Raw genomic sequence first — 15,685 nt, 5'->3', positions numbered from 1 at the left:
CCCCCGCTCGATCTGCTGCTGCCTGTTGCCTTGCCTGTTTTGTCGTCGTCTTTGTCTTGAGGGCCGTGGAGCGTCCTTTCACAGACGCCAGAGCCCGTTAGAATGCGAAATCTGGTTCTTTTGCGAAGCCCGGCAAGAGCGGCGCGGTTGCGTTGAACGCCATGCGCCAGCTCATCCGTCCGCCGGACTTTACCCCAACACGGGCCTCGCCCACCTGACCGTTCATAAAGATTGCCGCGATGTGGCCACCCTCTTTCAGCTGGTCAATGATCGCGGTAGGCACACTCTGCACACCGCCAAAGATCATCACCATGTCAAATGGCCCGTGCTTTGCGCTGCCCTCCGCCAGCGACCCCGTCACCAAGGCAGCATTGTCGACGCCTTGTTCGGACAGATTAACCTCTGCATCGCGGGCAAGATCTTCATCCTGCTCAACCGCAACAACAGCTTCGGCCATCCGCGCAAGAAGCGCGGTTGTGTAACCGGTGGAGGCCCCAATCTCGAGCACCAGGTCGGCAGGCTCCGGTGTCAGCGCCTCAAGCAGCTTTGCGATTGCCCGTGCATCCAGAAGCTGCCGCCCCTCGCCCAGGTCAATGGGCGTGTCCACATAGGCCAGGTCGCGCTTGCCATCCGGCACGTACACTTCACGCGGAATGCTGAGCATCGCTTCGAGAATTGGAAACTTGGTCACGTCCGAGGGCCGCACCTGTGTGTCGACCATTGTAACCCTGCGCTGCGTGAAGTCCGCCATAAAACTGAACCACTCCGTCTAGTTTTCAGATTTCTTGTGGCACAAGCGCTTGGGGCTGGCAACAGCCCAGTCCACAAGCCCCTCAAGATGCGACGAATGGCACCGATCTGGGCCATGCACGACTTGCCCTTTCCGGCAGAGCATCCGATTAAGAAAGTCTGGCTTCACGCTGGCACAGCACTACGGGGCGCACGATGGAAAACGAGACCGAAACAGAAGGCGCCCAAGACGCCGTGGAACCTGCGATGGAAGCCGTTGAGGTTCCGCCACCGCCGCCTCTGCCCGAATGGGCAGAAAGCATGCCCCCTTTTGTGCAGCAAGCGGTCGAATTCGGGCAACAAGGCCTGACGATTGCGAAGGCGTGGCTGCTGAGCCCTGCTGCATGGTCACAATTTGCGCTGCTGCTCGTGGCTTTCCTTCTAGCCCGCTATTTGACCAAGCGGTTGCGGCCGAAGTTAACGCAATGGCTCTCGCCTGAGGACGGCTCGGAGCGACTCTTCGACAAAGCGCGCCTGTTCTTGCGTCAGTTCTTGCCTCTGACCATGCCCCTTTTGGCGTTTGCCTTGACTGCGCTGGGTGAACAGGCCACCCGTTCCATTTTCGCCGCAGGAAGTGTCATCGCCCTTGGCAAAGGCATATTCCTGTTCCTTGCTGTCCGCGCGCTGGTTCGTGACATCCTGACGGACGGGTTCCTCAAACTTCTGGGCAAATTCATTCTGCTGCCAATGGCCGCGCTTTACGCTGTTGGGTTGCTTGATCCGGTGATGGCGCAGTTAGAGGCGGTGGTCATCCCGCTTGGAAATCTGTCGTTCAACCTGCTTGACCTACTGCGGTTCGTGGTCGTGGGCGGGATCATCTTCTGGCTCGGGCGTTGGTCGAATGATCAGTCCGCCAGTCTGATCGAAAAGCAGGCCGAAATGCGGCCAGCCACGCGCCAACTCGCCGTGAAGGCGGCTGAAATCGCGATCTTTGGCGCGGCCTTCCTTGTCTTCATGAACATCATGGGCATTCCCCTGACCTCCCTTGCCGTGCTGACCGGTGCGATTGGTGTGGGTCTGGGTTTCGGCCTGCAGAAGATCGCATCGAACTTCATTTCGGGCGTTATCCTTCTGCTGGAGGGTCAGGCCACCGTTGGTGACTTTGTGGCCCTGGATGGTGGTGAAGAGGGCACGATCATCCGCATGACCGCCCGCGCCGTGATCCTGGAGACGTATGACGGGCGCTGGATCGTCGTGCCCAACGAAGATTTCATCATCACCCGCGTCGTGAACTATTCCGACAGCGGCTCGGCCAACAGATACGAAGCACCCTTCTCGGTCAGTTATGACACCGACATCAACAAGATCCCCGCCATTGTTGAGGCAGCCGTTGCCACCCATGCCGAGGTGCTGGATGATCCGTTCCCGCCAGATTGCGAGTTGCGGGGTTTTGGCGACAGCGGCATCGACTTCGCAGTGGAATTCTGGGTCAACGGCATCGATGACGGGGCGAATAAATACACTTCAGACGTGCTGTTCCTGATCTGGAACGCCCTGAAAGACAACGGCATTGAAATTCCCTACCCGCAGCGTGTGGTCGAGATCAAAGGCGGGTTTCCAGCGGCTACGCCCACCGATTAGGGCTTGCCGCGATTTCTGCGTTCTCCTACTAGAGGCGCTACACCACGGATGGCGAGTTGGCGGAGTGGTGACGCAGCGGATTGCAAATCCGTGTACACCGGTTCGATTCCGGTACTCGCCTCCAATAAAATCAATGGGTTATGGATTTCTCTGCTCATTGGGTATCACCTCGGGTATCAGTTTCTCGTTCTGTGCTTGTTCTGTTCGTAGTCATTTGCGCTTTGCTGCCGCCTGTCGCGCGCGCATGATCTGACGGGCCTCCCCTGCATATTTGATGATCATCTCTTTGGATGTGTGGCCGCTGTAGCTGGCGATTTCATCGTCAGTGCAACCCGCCCACGCCAATTCCATGACGCCGCGATACCGCAAGGCGTGTTGGTCAAAGGCCATCAGCCCCAACCGTTTACGCTCTCGAACCATCACACGTGCCATCGCGTGATAATCCATTTTTGAGCCATCAGCCCGCGTCAGGATGTGGCGCGATGGGTGGGGCGCGAATCCCAGATCGGCCTTCGCAACGTCCAGTGCCGTCTTGAGTGTAATCGTACAGGGCAGTGAAAGGACGGTTTCTGTCTTGTTCTGGCGCAGCTTGAGGGTGTCGCCGTCATAGTCGCCCCACTGGAAGTCCACCCAGTCTCCGGGGCGCTGTACACTCCCCACACCAATCTCAAATATCAGGCGGGGCAATGGCTCACCCTCTTCCCGCATCTTTTCGACCGCCCAATCCGTCCACGGCAAATGCGGTTTCTTGCGGTCCTTCGGAACCCTCAACGGCTCGATATCAATCGCGGGATTGTCTTTGCGCCAGCGCTTGCGCATCGCCATTTTGGATAACATGCTGATCGCAGTCGGGATGTAATTGGCGAACCTGACCCGATGCCGGTTCTTTTCCATGGCGTCATAAATGTCGGCTTGGGTCAGGCGTGCCACGTCAGCGCGCCCAATCTTTTCGGTCAAATACTCAAAAACTTGCTCAAGGTCGCGCCGATAGCGAGGCGAAAAATCTTTCCATTTGTCGGTCTCACGCAGCGCGTCAATCAAAGCGCCCCATGATGTCTTGGAGACCGCTTTCTTCCCGCTGACGATCTCCCAGTACTGCTGGTCGAACTCTGCCGTGCCTTCCTCCGCCGTGATCCGCCCCAGATAGAACATCTTGCCGTTGACGCTCTTGCGCACATACCAACGGCCAGACGGATGCTGCCAAAGGTACTTCTTGCGTCGGCCTACCACTGAATTTGACCCCATAATCCTGTCACATCCCCACCTGAAATTCGCTTGAGCGTTTCAGTATCCCAACGAACAACGCCCGGCGCAATTTCATGCCCGGGCGGGAGGTGACCCTCATCGACCAAAGCCTTGAACTCGTTTGTGCGCAGATCGAGCAAGCGGGCTGCGGTCGTCTCGCTGGCCATGATGGGTGTATGTCGACTCATTTGTCAGACCCCATTTCTTGGCCAGCTCTGCGTGGCGCAGGCTTTTGCGCTTTGACCGTGAATTGAGAGACATATTTTTCCCAAGCGCCGCTCGGAATCTTGGGGTTACGCTGCCCAGGCGCGGTAAAGATATGGTCCAGCATATCCTCGCGGATCAGATATCGGATGTTGGTCACGGGCAGACCTACTCGCTCGGCCAGCCTCCTTTGGTGTTTCGAGAGGTTTGGTCACGGCTCACCTTTCCGTTGGATTTCGGTTGAAAACACTGCAAGAGTGAACAAAAATGCTCACAACTCACTGCAAGTGCAGATTTATGCACTTTTAGTTACCCAAGGTGCACCTTGTCAACAAACTTGTCTGGAATAGGCCTTCGCCTAAGAGAAATTCGCAAGAAAAACGATCTGACCCAGCCGGTCATGGCTGCGGCCATCGATGTGTCAGATCGGACTTACAAGTATTACGAGCAAGAAAAGCGCGAACTTCCGGCCCTAGCGGCCGTCAAGATAAGCGAGGGGTTCGGCGTAACCCTTGAATGGCTGCTGACCGGGCGCGGAAAGGTCCACAAAAGCGACGATCCAGAACTGGCTGAGGCTTGCGCGATAGCTGTTTTGTCCGAGGCTGACGGGCGAGGAACGAACCTACCCATCGCCAAGATTGGAAAGATAATCGGCTTTGTCGCTGCGCAATCTGCGCAGACCGGCGAAACACCCGCACAGGTGGCCAGCCACTACTTTGACACGCTTTAACCGGGAGAACCGCTATGACCGACACATATCAGTCGCTGAAATCCACCAAGTCCGACTTGGACCCTTGCGACCAGGAGGTCTTCACCTTCGCCCGCCAGATCGGCGTAGCAGGCGCGATTTCGTTGTTGGTCGGCGGCACTGGAATGATTGCGACATCAGGCCAGCCGGACTGGGACATCGCGCGGTCCCTTTACCTCGCGCTGGTCGTACTCGGCCCGATGGCCATCCTAATCGCACAGAAATTCCTGCGGATTTTGATGAAGCATCGGCACAGAGAGCTAAACATCTTCGACAACTAGCAAGCTGCAGTCCTTTAGAAACACCTGCAGAGAAGATCGAATTCAGCCTATCTGCACGCAAATTTTGCACGCGCCAAGCAATTGATATCCTTGGGTAGATAAGAGCGTGCACAAGTTTTGATTTATGCACGGACAGTTGGCGAGAATCGAGCCACGTCGGACTTGTGCATAAAAATGGTGACACTGGTTTCAGAGCAAATAGCTTTTTCAATGGCCTTTCCACTGATGCTCATAGCAATTGCGGAACTCTAGTACGTTGATCAAATCGTCCGCAGTTGGCTCTCGTTCAATCTGCTGTTTGACCTGCCATACTAGATGCGGCTGATCACGATGCATGTCACTTCCTAACAGCTTACACCGATGAGTAATCTGAATGAATCGGCTGTCTTTGTTGCCGAACCTGATCACGGCAACATCACCTGGGCTTAGGTGGGCGAACCTACCGTCAATTTCATATAGGACATCAAGATTACCCCGGAAGTTGACGAACTGCTCGCTGATGGTATCGGGAAGAGCCAATCCTTCTTCATCATGGATTTTTCCAAACTGCGGTTCGGGAAACGAGTTTGGGAAGAAATCTTGCCGCGAAAATTCGTCGAGCAATACTTGTCGCTCTCCCTTCATTAGATATCCAAGGGTTCCAGAAGCGGGTGATCCGTCTACAAAATCAACGAAAATATGAGGAACCTCACTCCAGCTATCACCCTTGTCGTCGATAACCAACATATCCTCGAAGCGGATGATCCCGTTGAGGTGGAACATGGCTTGGTTTTTCTTTGGTAGTCGTTCCCAATAATCTCTGACGAGATCAACCGCTTCCCTCTTTTCACGATCATGTTGAGTGTCGTGGGTGCGGTCATACGGGTTGCTAAAGACGATCGGCGGCTCAGCAATATCAAAGGCTTTCTTTTCCTCGTCGAACCATGCGTAGCACTGCTTTATCGAGACAATCACACCCCGAGGATGAAGCTCGACAACCTCGTAATCCTTCCACCTTGGCCTTTCCTTGAAATCCGCATATTTCGACTCATACGGATAGTGCCTATCTTTCGAGTCCCTAGCCAAAATCCATGAATGCGATGCGTTGTCTCCAAGGACTCGCATCACACGATTTTTGTTTGTCACCTCCGATCTAATCTCCGTGGCTCGCGAACGGCGGCGACGAACGTTCGATATCCCAAAGAAGGTAAACAGGATTCTGTCATTCTTTGGTTGATGCAACTCGGTTTCGAGCGTGGCATTACCCCAAAGATAGAACTCCATTACACCCAGGCTTGTAAGCTCATCACGAAAGGTGTCGTAGGACTTCTTGGAGAAGTTGGTCGCTGCCGCAAGAATATATCCATACGGCGGGTTATCAGGATCAATGTCCTCCATTATTTTCTTTATTTTACTGGGCGGAACGGTCTTCTCACGCTTGCATTGGATCATCCAAAGGTTGCCATCCATTGGGTGGATAACCTCATTACCATCGTCATCAACGGCAGTGGCTGTGGCCCGTTCGTAAGCCCTGATGTCAAAGCCATCGTCATCACCGCCCTTCCCAGTGGCTTCTATCGTTTGCCAGTCGCGGAAATCGTAGATCAACTCGCGCACCAAGTCCTCGAAGCGCTTTGGATCAAGGTCTTCGAAGTGAATGGGATTAGTTGTCTTGGTCGGATTTTTGATGCTCATTATGACCCTCGCTTTGAAAGCTCTGCTTTTTTCGGGTCATAAACATAACTGGAAATCGTCCCGTCCTTGATCCGCTCGACGGCCTCCTTGATCGAAAATAGGGGCACGAGAAACCACTCGCGCGGGACGACCGGTCGGCCGAAGCGATCCATGATCTCGATCTCAAGCCGTGCAGGCTCGAAGATGCGGTGGATCAGGTTTTCTAGCTTCGTTCGGTTGATGTTGTAGAGCTCGTAGGTCGCCACGATCTCGACGTTTGCCATCAAGAACGTTGGCTGAAGATGTGCCCCCGCGATGCGCTTTTCCACGCTCATGTTGGTCACGCCGATCTTATGCACCAGACTCACGGTTTTCCGCGACAAGCGGATGATCAGCCTTGCTTCGCAGCACATAGATCGTGCCGCTTGCTTCGTCTCCGTCGATCGTCTGATCAGAAAACAAAGGACCGGCGGTCGGCTCGGTGATCCGTCTCCCTGCCTCGTCCTTGTTCAAGGCACGCTGAAGCGATCGCATGAGCATGTTGCTCTCGGTGCCGTTATCAAAGATCACCCGCAGGCGAGCATCTGTGCGCCCCTGGTCGGTGATTGTCGTCTCACCCTTATCCGCAACGTAGGCTTTCTGTCCTCCGACGATAAAAAAGCGCCCCTTCTCGATCTCAGCCTTCATCTCGAAAGGTCGCGTGTCACGTAGGCCGCTATCCGGGCTCCTTCTGTACCTGCTCAAAGAGCGGCCTGAAGGTCTCGAAGTCCTCGCATTTGTCACGGCTCGCAACTTCTTCAGCGGCCTTCTTCTCCGCGGTCGATCGAACGTGCTTCAGCCTCCGTGATCGGGGGCTTCAACCTCGATCCCCAACTCGGCCAAAAGAGCATCATCGTCGAGCCTCTTCCGCGTCAGCCAATGGCGCTTTGGCCGCACCCGTCAAGAGACCTGTCTCGTCCAAAGGTTCGACCAGGCTCGCGGCATTCCTGAAGCTCACGAATGCGATCTAGTCGAACGGCGTAAAGGCGTTCGAAGATATCACGCTCTTCGCCGTGATGTGGCGCGGAACCATGTTCCTCGGCGAAGCGCTGAATCTCTTCAAAACCTGCAATGATGCGCTCTTCGCGGGGTGTGCGCGTGACGGCTTTCTTGGTTTCGACCTCGACGCCAAGCTCAGCCAGAAGTGCATCGTCTTCTTGAGTGAATTCTTTAGCCATTGGCGGCCTCCTGCTTCATGCGCACAAGGTAAGCCACGCCTTCGGCCATCTTCTTTTCCCAGGCGTCCGGGGAAGTGATGTCTGGCAAGCGCCCTCGCTCTTGCTTGAACTTTGCAGCACGGCGCGCCAGATCACGCGCCTCTTCAGGAGAGAGCTGCACCTTCTTCGCTGAGATCACCGCCTGCACCTGCTTCAGACTTTCCTCGCTCATGGTCTTGGCGAGGATCGCATAGGCTTCGCCGAACGGATTGATCCGGTCGATCAGGTCGATATCGAGCCTCGCGCACGTCCATCGCAAACTTCCGCACGCCGTCGATCAACGCCGTGTTGCCGCTCACCTGCGCATCATCGGGCGCGGAAAGCGCGACCTCCTTGGCCTTCTGGGTCAGGTTCAAGGCGGCGACCGCGTGCTGGCGCACGGCCTCCTGATCCTCTGCATCGAGCCTCGGGAAACTTCGCCCCGACGATCTTGCCCATGCGCACCTGCGTCGCCTCTTCGGGCACAAGCTCTTCGTCAAACAGCCCGCGTTCGATCGTCGTCTTGTCCTGAACAAAAGCGGTGATCACCTCGTTCAAGTCCTCTTGGCAAATGCGCTCGGCCTCTTTGCTCTTTGGCTCGGCCAGTCCCTTGATCTCGATCTGAAACTGCCCGCTTGCCTCGTTGAAACCGACGTTCTCTTTCGCGGGGTCGTAGCCGCCCTCGCCATAGTCGAAGCCTTCGACCGGCCCGCTCTTGGGGCTCTTCGGTGTGAAGTTGAAACGCGGTGCAAGCACCTGCTCCATGAGCAAGCTGGCGGCGATCGCCTTCAGCGTATCGTTCACCGCCTCCGTGACGGCCGCTTCGGCTGCATCGGGCTCGGCGATCAGGTTGGTGAAACGGGCGCGGGATTTACCTTCGGCGTCACGGGTCGCGCGGCCGATGATCTGCACGATCTCGGTCAGGCTGGCGCGATAGCCAACTGTCAGTGCATGCTCGCACCAAATCCAATCAAAGCCCTCCTTGGCCATACCCAGGGCGATGATGATGTCCACATGATCGCGGTTGTTCTTCTGGGCGGGGTCTTTCAGCGCGCTCGATACCTTGTCGCGCTTCACCGCCTCATCATCCACCAGATCAGCAATCTTCAGCACCCGCCCTTCAGGCGTTTTCACAAGCTGAAAACCGGTGGTCGGATCGGTGCCCTGCCAATCGCCCAGGGCGTCGATGATATGCTCGACCTCGCGATGCTTGTCCTTCGTGCTCTCGCGTGAATTCACGCTCGGGATGTGCACGATCGTCTTCTCTGCCGGATCGAGCACCTTCAGGATGTCATCCGCGTAAGAGCCTGAGTAGAAAAAATAGCCGATATCAAGCGTTTTCAGGTATTTGTAGCCGTTCAACTGCTCGTAGTAGGTGTAGGTGATGGTGTCGAACTTGGCCTCGTTCTCTGGCAACAAGATCGGCACGGCATCGCCGCGAAAATAGCTGCCGGTCATGGCCACGACATGCACGCGGTCACGCGCGATGAAGTCGTTGAGCCTGCTTGCCAAGAATGCTGTCTTCGCTTGCTGAAACATGGTGGAATTCGTCCACGGCAATCAACCGGTTATCGAATGCCTCCACCCCAAGCTTTTCGACGGCAAAGCGGAAGGTGGCATGGGTGCAGACAAGAATCTGATCGCCGCTCTCCAGGAAGGCCGCGACCGATTTGACCTTGCCGCCGTCCGTCCCTGGCGAATTGCACAGGTTCCATTTCGGTGCGACCGTCCAATCTGCCCAAAAGCCGAACTTGCTCAGCGGCTCATCATTGAAGCTCGCGCCGATCGACTTTTCCGGCACCACGACGATCGCTTGGCTGATCCCCTGGTTGGCCAGCTTGTCGAGCGCGATAAACATCAAAGCGCGGCTCTTGCCCGACGCAGGCGGCGATTTGATCAGAAGATACTGCTCGCCCCGCTTCTCATAGGCACGTTCCTGCATCGCCCGCATGCCAAGCTCATTGGATTTGGTCGAACCGCCATTCTGGGCGTAGGTCACGGAAACAGAGGGAACGCTTTTGATACTGGTCATCGGGTTATGCTTTCATTCTCGAATGGGTCTTGGTCAAATCCTTGGTGGTCATCTTGGTGTAGAGCTCGAACAGCTTTTCCAGCCGCTCCGTGTCGTTGCGAAAGCGGCGACCGATGTAGATGCGTTCGAGGGTTTCGTCGTTCCGATCGTGGGCGGCGCGCAGGTCGGCGGGCATCTTCTCGGGGTCGTAGAGGTCGGCGATCGTTGCGGGGAAATGCGCCTCGCGCGCAAGAAGGATATCTTCAGCGCAGCGGGTGAGATCAGCCTTGTTTTTCTCGGTCAAATCGGAAAGAGGGAAAGTGTTCCAGCCCATCTTATTGGAGTAACTGTAGTCCGTTTTCATTCGGCCACAAACAGTCGCTATCCACACCAGATGTAGCTTCGACGCTATCAGCGCCATGCACCAGAGTGGAGCATCATAAAGTGCGTATGCCAAATTGCTGACAACGGCCTGGCTGCTCAGCAAACCAACAGGCAGATACTCCCTATTCTCAGAGCTTCGTATGGGAATAATAAGTGTTTGGTTCTTACCGAAATTCATCTCACAAAATTGATGTGGTCTAGAGGCCATTGCTCGAGTCCCAGGTCGCGTAGATGCTTGCCGCCATTCCCTTACCCGGTTCACACGCTCACGGATCGGTTCTAACGTAAGTGCCTGTTCCAGATCACTGTCTGTGAGCCAAAGGCAAAAGCGCCGCCCTCCACGGATAAACTCAGAAGAGCCAAAAAATTCCCGTGTGAACTGTTTTTTCTCTACGGCATCGATTTCAAGCGCATTATACTGCTCAACATCGAGGATCAGATTATTTCCTTCATAAGGCTGGTTTCCAAGGTTCATTTTGGGCAAACCTTTACTCGGGGCTTGCCGTTTTTGTACAATGACGCTTTTTCCGGGGACCAAGTACGGATTAATGTTATCCACTACCTTGGCAACAGATTGTCCATCCAGACCGAGTGAGTAGATTATCTTATCCCTGCCATTGGCCTTCCCAAAGCCAACTATGGCTACTGTAACACCTGCATTGTGTGCAGCAAGATTCTTCCACAAAAAGGAAGTATGCGCAAAAATAATTTCAAAACCCATTTCAAAGATTATAGGCCAAAGCAAAGGAACTTGGCCTCCTTGGCAAATTGAATTTGTTGAGACAAATGCTGTCCGTGCATCTGTATGCTGCGCATACAAAGCAGCCTTCAGAAACCAGCATGCTACGTAGTCGAGTGATTTGAATGTTCGCGTTTGAGCAGAGAAAACAAAATCAACGTCATCTTTTTGTTCATCTGTTTGGTTTTTCGTCCCTTTGTAGGGCGGGTTCCCACAAATAAAGGTTTCACCGCCTTCGTTCTCAAAGTCGATCTGCGCCTGGTCGAGCGGTGAGTGAAACAGGTCTTCAGCATGGTGTTTCACACCCATTCCCGTGGGGGGCAGATGCTCAACCAGTCGAGCCGCAGGGCGTTGCCACAGGTGATCCAGTTCATGGCATCGAGCGGCAGAAACTCGGCAAGCGCCTCCTTCTGGCCGCGATAGGTCACGTCGCACTGATACTCGGCGATGATCAGCGCCAGTCGTGCAATCTCGGCGGGAAAGTCCCGCAGACTCGATTCCGCGAAAATTGGTGATCGGGATTTCCGTTCGCCGTTCGGCCTCATCTCGCCGTTCGTTGATCTCGGCCTCTATGCTACGCATTTCCTTGTAAGCGATGACAAGGAAGTTGCCCGATCCGCAAGCCGGATCGAAAACCCTGATCTTGGCGATGCGATTGCGCAGATTCAAAAGCTTGCGGGGATTGTCCCCTGCCTCTTCAAGCTTCTCGCGCAGATCATCGAGGAAAAGCGGATTGAGCACCTTCAGGATGTTCGGCACGGATGTGTAGTGCATGCCAAGCGCGCCGCGTTCCTCGTCATCGGCCACGGCCTGGATCATCGAGCCAAAGATGTCAGGGTTGATCTTTGTCCAGTCGAGGTTGCCGATATGGATCAGGTATGAGCGCGCGATCTTGGAAAAGCGCGGCACGTCCGTTCCGCCCGAAAACAGCCCGCCATTGACGTATGGAAAGACATTCGCCCAACGGGCAATGCCTGCCGCCGTGCGTTCTTCGGCCTTGGTGTTCATGGCACGGAAAAGCTCGCTGATCACCTCATGGGTGTTTGAGCCTGTCCTTCTCGCTCATGCGCTCGATCGTGCCGGTGAACTGATCGGGTTCGGTGAAGATGTCGGTGTCTTCGGCAAAGAAGCAGAAAATCAGCCGCGCCATGAAGTGGTTCATGTCGTGGCGGCGCGCGGCCGTTCCCCATTCGGGGTTGTCCTTCAACAAGCTCGACATAGAGCCGATTGAGACGGCCGGTCGCCTTGATGTCAAAAGCGCTCTCGCGGATTTGCTTGACGGTGCTGATCCCTGCTAGGGGCAGGAAGAAGCCAAAGTGATCAGGAAAGTCGGTGTAGACGCAGGCGATTGTCTCGCCGGTGGTCAGGTCTTCGGCCTCAAGATCGGTGCCATCAGTGGCCAGCACGAATTTCGCCTTGGCCTTGGTGGTCGCAGGACTGGCCTTGAGCTGCGCAAGGGTCGTTGTGACCTCCCCTGCCCCGCAGACTTTCAGATGAATGTTGTTGGTCTGAAGAACGCCGCCCAGGTCGGATTTGTTGGACGATCCGCTTTGTAAGCGCTTGATGGTCGTCGCTTTGTTTCCAAAAGCGAGTAGAAAAGCGAATGGGAATTCTTCGGCGTCAAAAGGCTGCTCTGCTAATGCTGATATGGCTTCTTCGATCTCAACAGCATTCATGCCTGCTTCCCCTCGGTCGTCGAATTGTTTTTAGAAATAGTAACAGGCGGTTATTGGCGTTGCACTTGGAAAACACGCTAGGCGCGAGCTATTCGCTCGCATTTGAGCATGTAGACCCGCCATGCGTCGGGACAGAAACGCTACGCGTGCTGCCTATCCTTCGGGGTGATTGAAAAAGAAATGCCCTCGCGCTTCTTAAGCCGTGACACCATCGCCAACAAATTGTCCGCACGCGGGTTTCCCTTAGCGCTAAGCATGCGCATCAGGCTCTTGGGGTCCTTATCCATATCCTGCGCCAAGGCCTCGAACCCCACCGTGGCGTTGACGTAGTCGCGCAAAAGCACCTTGCCGGTCTCCAGATCGTCGCTGAGCATCGCTTCGATGGCTTCGCGGAACAGGCCCGCACGAAACTCGGGATCGCGCTCAGCGCGCGCTTTGATCGTATCTTTGAAGTCTTTCGTCAGTGGCATGTCAGTCGCCTTTCTCTTTGCGGGCCTTGTAGTCGTCCCAATATGCTTTGGCCTGCTCAATGTCTTTCGACTGGCGTTTTTTCGTGCCGCCACAGAGCAAGATCACAAGCGTATCGCCGTCCTTGCCAAAGTAGACGCGGTAGCCGGGGCCGAAGGTGATGCGCCGCTCTGACACGCCTTGGCCCACTGGCTTCACGTCACCAAGGTTTCCGGTCTCGATCCGTGCAAGCGCCGTCCGCACCTTCAATGCCGCCGCCGTATCCAGGCCATTGTACCAATCGTCGAACGGTGTTTTCCCCGCTTTGGTGACATAGACAACAAGCTTGTTCATTTGGCCTCTATGGTGACATATACGTTACCAAATGTCAACGTTGTACTAAATACCAAAACCGCTGAACGAAGTTGCGCGGGAATTATCAAAAAGCAATTCCAAGATGAGACAAATCGCTAAAAAAATGGTCCGAACAAAGCTTGAATTCTTGCCCTATCTTCGACGAAGCTCCGATCGCAAAAAATCTTGTAGATCAGGTCTTTGATCTCTGCTGCATCAAGGTTTGGCAAAGCATCTGCCGTCTCCTGACAGATTCGATTCAACCCATTCTTCGCTGCTCTCCGTTGCGGTCCGCCGGCGTCTGCGACTAGCTCATCTTGGGCCACTTGCGGAAGCCTGAGATAGGCCGTGTTTGTAAGCTGTCGTAGGGAATCTTGAGCTGCTGCATGATGACCGGAAAGATATTGTATGATCCCAACTTCTGGCGTCCAAGGTAGGTACCTGATTCCGAGCACCACATCTCGCAAAGAGCCGCTGTGCCTCTAGGTTTCCAGTATCGATCGCACTTTGCAGAGTTTCAGTCTTTGCGTCTAGATCGAGCAAGGCCAGAATAGAAGTTTGCTCGGGGACGAGGCCGCCTCCATTTTTCAGCATGTTCAACACGTTGTTGATTCCCCCAATCTCAACGAAGTGCACCGTAGGCGCATAGGCTGCCCGAGCTCCCAACCGGTCTGCCACCATACTCTGCCACAGAATCTCAGAAATCCTGCGCGCAGGCTCGGTCTTCAACGTAGATCAGATAGTCTGGTGCCCTTTCTTCACCGAGATCCAAGTTGCCCCAAAGCATATGTTGGAAAACAGTTTTTCAAGACCTTGGTCTCATCACCCTCCTTGACCAAAAAACTCAAATAATTTCTGCCAAAATATTTGATTAGAGAGGCCGAGTGAGTTGAGACAATCGTCGTAAGGTTCTTCTGTGCCGAGATTTCTTTAAGGTATTCGACAAACTTGATCTGCGCCATTGGATGCAACGCCATTTCAAGCTCATCGATCAAGACTAGTGAATTGTTTGGGCAATCCTGCAAAGATAGCATCAACTTCAGAACGCAAAGCTCTCCTAACCCAAAGTTTTTTTCCGTGTGATATTTCGCTGGATTACCTCTTCCTACACGAAGCAAGAACGCTTGATTACCTGCTCCTCTTGTAAGGTTAATCACCTTCAGGCTGATCGAACTTACTCGTCTCAAACACCTGATTAAGCGATGCTATCAACGCTGCCCCGGCGGGTCGAACGCGTGCCGGGACAAAATCTTGAGCGTTAGGTGTAATTCTGTCGGCTACGGCACCAGCATAAATCACATTTGGAAATCCAAAATCTTGGATCAATGCAGAGCTCCACTTCGGGGACGTGGCGTCCAACGCTCGCTACGATAGCCATACACAACCGATCTGCCATTAATTGAATACTCAATTGTTGCGTTGCTGTAGCTATCTAACTGCTCTGACTGTGCAGACGTAGCAAAATGGACAGGAAAAGCGTTCTTGTACCCAATCCGTCTCAAACAGGCCAAAAGAGTTGTTTTTCCAGAACCGTTTTCCCCTGAAAGAAGATGAAGTCCTGGCCCCGGAATTTCATAGTTGAAGTTCGAAATACCCTTTAAATTTCGAGATCGTAATGGTTCCTGGCATGGGTGGATCAGTCCTAAAAGTTGTGTGCCCTTCAACCTTTCATCTGCTGACGCGAATGTGAAGGCTCCCGTATCACTTGATTGCTCGACGGGGCTGTTCGGAAACGAATAGCCATTTGATCGAACGCGCTTCACATTCAATGCGTCAGCCCCCGATCCATCTCGGCTTCCCGCTCCTCTAGCTCTGTCTCAGCCTCTCTTCGGCGGCTTTCACTAATTTCAAGCTGGTCTCGAGTTGCGTGCGCAGCCTCCCGTAGTTCGAGCCCTCGCTCAACAAGCCGTGCAACGCAGCCACGGACGCTGTTTGCGATTGAATGAGCACCGACACGCAGGCGGCCAATCCATCCATCTGGCTCTGCATCTTGGTCGTCGAGCGTTCCTCTAACCCGCTCAATTCCTTTGCTGAGACTTCGCAGGCCGTTACCAACCGCTCGACGCAGGCGAGCAAGTCGCGCTCCAAGGCTGTCAGGGGTGTCGTCATCTAATCCTCCTCGATCTTGATGCAGGTCACTGATCTGCCGCCCAGCGTGCAGGTCCTCAGCCGCGTCTTGGTCGGGTCCAGCACCAGCCATGTCGCGTTCTCCCTGTCGATCCGTGTCAGACCCAAGTCCGTCAGTTCCGAGGCTGGCCAGCATCAACGTCCAAAGCAAGCTCGCGGCCATCATCGAGACGATCCCCACCAAGAACGTCCCCGTGATCAGCCAGGGTGA

Annotated in this window: 17 protein-coding genes, 1 tRNA gene and 1 pseudogene; 4 read left to right on the top strand and 15 right to left on the bottom strand. The window is 54.6% G+C overall.

What is annotated here, in order from left to right:
- Window positions 1-97: 97 nt before the first annotated feature.
- Window positions 98-751 (bottom strand): protein-L-isoaspartate O-methyltransferase family protein, encoded by a 654-nt coding sequence (locus tag ACZ1HK_RS20295; RefSeq protein WP_472630213.1) that lies wholly within the window; start codon window positions 749-751, stop codon window positions 98-100.
- Between the two features lie 299 nt (window positions 752-1,050).
- On the opposite strand from ACZ1HK_RS20295, the gene ACZ1HK_RS20290 reads away from it, so the two are divergent.
- Window positions 1,051-2,370 (top strand): mechanosensitive ion channel family protein, encoded by a 1,320-nt coding sequence (locus ACZ1HK_RS20290; RefSeq protein WP_472630898.1) that lies wholly within the window; start codon window positions 1,051-1,053, stop codon window positions 2,368-2,370.
- A gap of 50 nt (window positions 2,371-2,420) precedes the next feature.
- Window positions 2,421-2,494, top strand: a tRNA-Cys gene (locus tag ACZ1HK_RS20285).
- Window positions 2,495-2,580: 86 nt separating this feature from the next.
- Here ACZ1HK_RS20285 and ACZ1HK_RS20280 read toward each other — a convergent pair.
- Window positions 2,581-3,615: a tyrosine-type recombinase/integrase gene (locus ACZ1HK_RS20280; protein WP_472630212.1), complete on the bottom strand. Its 1,035-nt coding sequence runs from the start codon at window positions 3,613-3,615 to the stop codon at window positions 2,581-2,583.
- 529 nt (window positions 3,616-4,144) lie between these two features.
- On the opposite strand from ACZ1HK_RS20280, the gene ACZ1HK_RS20275 reads away from it, so the two are divergent.
- Both ACZ1HK_RS20275 and ACZ1HK_RS20270 read left to right on the top strand, forming a co-directional pair.
- Window positions 4,145-4,549 (top strand): helix-turn-helix domain-containing protein, encoded by a 405-nt coding sequence (locus ACZ1HK_RS20275; RefSeq protein ID WP_472630211.1) that lies wholly within the window; start codon window positions 4,145-4,147, stop codon window positions 4,547-4,549.
- 14 nt (window positions 4,550-4,563) lie between these two features.
- Window positions 4,564-4,848, top strand: a complete 285-nt coding sequence (locus tag ACZ1HK_RS20270; RefSeq protein ID WP_472630210.1) for a hypothetical protein — start codon at window positions 4,564-4,566, stop codon at window positions 4,846-4,848.
- Window positions 4,849-5,055: 207 nt separating this feature from the next.
- Here ACZ1HK_RS20270 and ACZ1HK_RS20265 read toward each other — a convergent pair whose 3' ends face one another.
- The 13 genes and pseudogenes from ACZ1HK_RS20265 to ACZ1HK_RS20205 all read right to left on the bottom strand — a co-directional run bounded on the left by ACZ1HK_RS20265 (window position 5,056) and on the right by ACZ1HK_RS20205 (window position 15,456).
- Window positions 5,056-6,522: a restriction endonuclease gene (locus ACZ1HK_RS20265; RefSeq protein ID WP_472630209.1), complete on the bottom strand. Its 1,467-nt coding sequence runs from the start codon at window positions 6,520-6,522 to the stop codon at window positions 5,056-5,058.
- Window positions 6,522-6,836, bottom strand: coding sequence for a GIY-YIG nuclease family protein (locus tag ACZ1HK_RS20260; RefSeq protein WP_472630897.1), 315 nt, complete (start codon window positions 6,834-6,836; stop codon window positions 6,522-6,524). The genes ACZ1HK_RS20265 and ACZ1HK_RS20260 overlap by 1 nt, the downstream gene beginning before the upstream one ends.
- A gap of 16 nt (window positions 6,837-6,852) precedes the next feature.
- The gene (locus ACZ1HK_RS20255) at window positions 6,853-7,188 is read right to left on the bottom strand and encodes a hypothetical protein (protein ID WP_472630208.1); all 336 of its coding nucleotides are present in this window, start codon (window positions 7,186-7,188) and stop codon (window positions 6,853-6,855) included.
- 224 nt (window positions 7,189-7,412) lie between these two features.
- Window positions 7,413-7,718, bottom strand: coding sequence for a hypothetical protein (locus ACZ1HK_RS20250; RefSeq protein WP_472630207.1), 306 nt, complete (start codon window positions 7,716-7,718; stop codon window positions 7,413-7,415).
- Window positions 7,711-8,016 carry a pseudomurein-binding repeat-containing protein gene (locus ACZ1HK_RS20245; protein WP_472630206.1) on the bottom strand — a complete coding sequence of 102 codons (306 nt, stop codon included), beginning with the start codon at window positions 8,014-8,016 and terminating at the stop codon, window positions 7,711-7,713. The genes ACZ1HK_RS20250 and ACZ1HK_RS20245 overlap by 8 nt, the downstream gene beginning before the upstream one ends.
- 47 nt (window positions 8,017-8,063) lie before the next feature.
- Complete coding sequence (locus ACZ1HK_RS20240) at window positions 8,064-9,248, bottom strand: DEAD/DEAH box helicase (protein ID WP_472630205.1); 1,185 nt, start codon at window positions 9,246-9,248, stop codon at window positions 8,064-8,066.
- Window positions 9,214-9,687 (bottom strand): DEAD/DEAH box helicase, encoded by a 474-nt coding sequence (locus tag ACZ1HK_RS20235; protein ID WP_472630204.1) that lies wholly within the window; start codon window positions 9,685-9,687, stop codon window positions 9,214-9,216. The genes ACZ1HK_RS20240 and ACZ1HK_RS20235 overlap by 35 nt, the downstream gene beginning before the upstream one ends.
- 85 nt (window positions 9,688-9,772) lie before the next feature.
- Window positions 9,773-12,546: pseudogene (locus ACZ1HK_RS20230) on the bottom strand (class I SAM-dependent DNA methyltransferase).
- Window positions 12,547-12,686: 140 nt separating this feature from the next.
- Window positions 12,687-13,016 (bottom strand): helix-turn-helix domain-containing transcriptional regulator, encoded by a 330-nt coding sequence (locus ACZ1HK_RS20225; RefSeq protein WP_472630203.1) that lies wholly within the window; start codon window positions 13,014-13,016, stop codon window positions 12,687-12,689.
- Window position 13,017: 1 nt separating this feature from the next.
- On the bottom strand, window positions 13,018-13,347 hold the full coding sequence (locus ACZ1HK_RS20220; protein ID WP_472630202.1) for a type II toxin-antitoxin system RelE/ParE family toxin: 330 nt from the start codon (window positions 13,345-13,347) through the stop codon (window positions 13,018-13,020).
- 758 nt (window positions 13,348-14,105) lie between these two features.
- Entirely contained in the window at window positions 14,106-14,504 is a 399-nt protein-coding gene (locus tag ACZ1HK_RS20215) for an AAA family ATPase (protein WP_472630201.1), read from the bottom strand.
- A 165-nt stretch (window positions 14,505-14,669) separates the two neighbouring features.
- Complete coding sequence (locus ACZ1HK_RS20210; protein WP_472630896.1) at window positions 14,670-15,110, bottom strand: ATP-binding protein; 441 nt, start codon at window positions 15,108-15,110, stop codon at window positions 14,670-14,672.
- A 43-nt stretch (window positions 15,111-15,153) separates the two neighbouring features.
- A complete protein-coding gene (locus ACZ1HK_RS20205; protein ID WP_472630200.1) occupies window positions 15,154-15,456 on the bottom strand; it encodes a hypothetical protein in 303 nt (100 codons plus the stop codon).
- Window positions 15,457-15,685 lie beyond the last annotated feature (229 nt).

This window comes from Gymnodinialimonas sp. JB5-7, from assembly GCF_055693405.1.
This window is presented reverse-complemented; position numbering and strand designations above follow the sequence as displayed.

Bases quoted from the DNA above. Each gene is read 5' to 3' on its own strand.
- ACZ1HK_RS20295 (WP_472630213.1), bottom strand. From the start codon at position 751: ATGGCGGACTTCACGCAGCGCAGGGTTACAATGGTCGACACACAGGTG.
- ACZ1HK_RS20290 (WP_472630898.1), top strand. From the start codon at position 1,051: ATGCCCCCTTTTGTGCAGCAAGCGGTCGAATTCGGGCAACAAGGCCTG.
- ACZ1HK_RS20280 (WP_472630212.1), bottom strand. From the start codon at position 3,615: ATGGGGTCAAATTCAGTGGTAGGCCGACGCAAGAAGTACCTTTGGCAG.
- ACZ1HK_RS20270 (WP_472630210.1), top strand. From the start codon at position 4,564: ATGACCGACACATATCAGTCGCTGAAATCCACCAAGTCCGACTTGGAC.
- ACZ1HK_RS20265 (WP_472630209.1), bottom strand. From the start codon at position 6,522: ATGAGCATCAAAAATCCGACCAAGACAACTAATCCCATTCACTTCGAA.
- ACZ1HK_RS20260 (WP_472630897.1), bottom strand. From the start codon at position 6,836: ATGAGCGTGGAAAAGCGCATCGCGGGGGCACATCTTCAGCCAACGTTC.
- ACZ1HK_RS20255 (WP_472630208.1), bottom strand. From the start codon at position 7,188: ATGAAGGCTGAGATCGAGAAGGGGCGCTTTTTTATCGTCGGAGGACAG.
- ACZ1HK_RS20250 (WP_472630207.1), bottom strand. From the start codon at position 7,718: ATGGCTAAAGAATTCACTCAAGAAGACGATGCACTTCTGGCTGAGCTT.
- ACZ1HK_RS20235 (WP_472630204.1), bottom strand. From the start codon at position 9,687: ATGCGGGCGATGCAGGAACGTGCCTATGAGAAGCGGGGCGAGCAGTAT.
- ACZ1HK_RS20225 (WP_472630203.1), bottom strand. From the start codon at position 13,016: ATGCCACTGACGAAAGACTTCAAAGATACGATCAAAGCGCGCGCTGAG.
- ACZ1HK_RS20220 (WP_472630202.1), bottom strand. From the start codon at position 13,347: ATGAACAAGCTTGTTGTCTATGTCACCAAAGCGGGGAAAACACCGTTC.
- ACZ1HK_RS20205 (WP_472630200.1), bottom strand. From the start codon at position 15,456: ATGACGACACCCCTGACAGCCTTGGAGCGCGACTTGCTCGCCTGCGTC.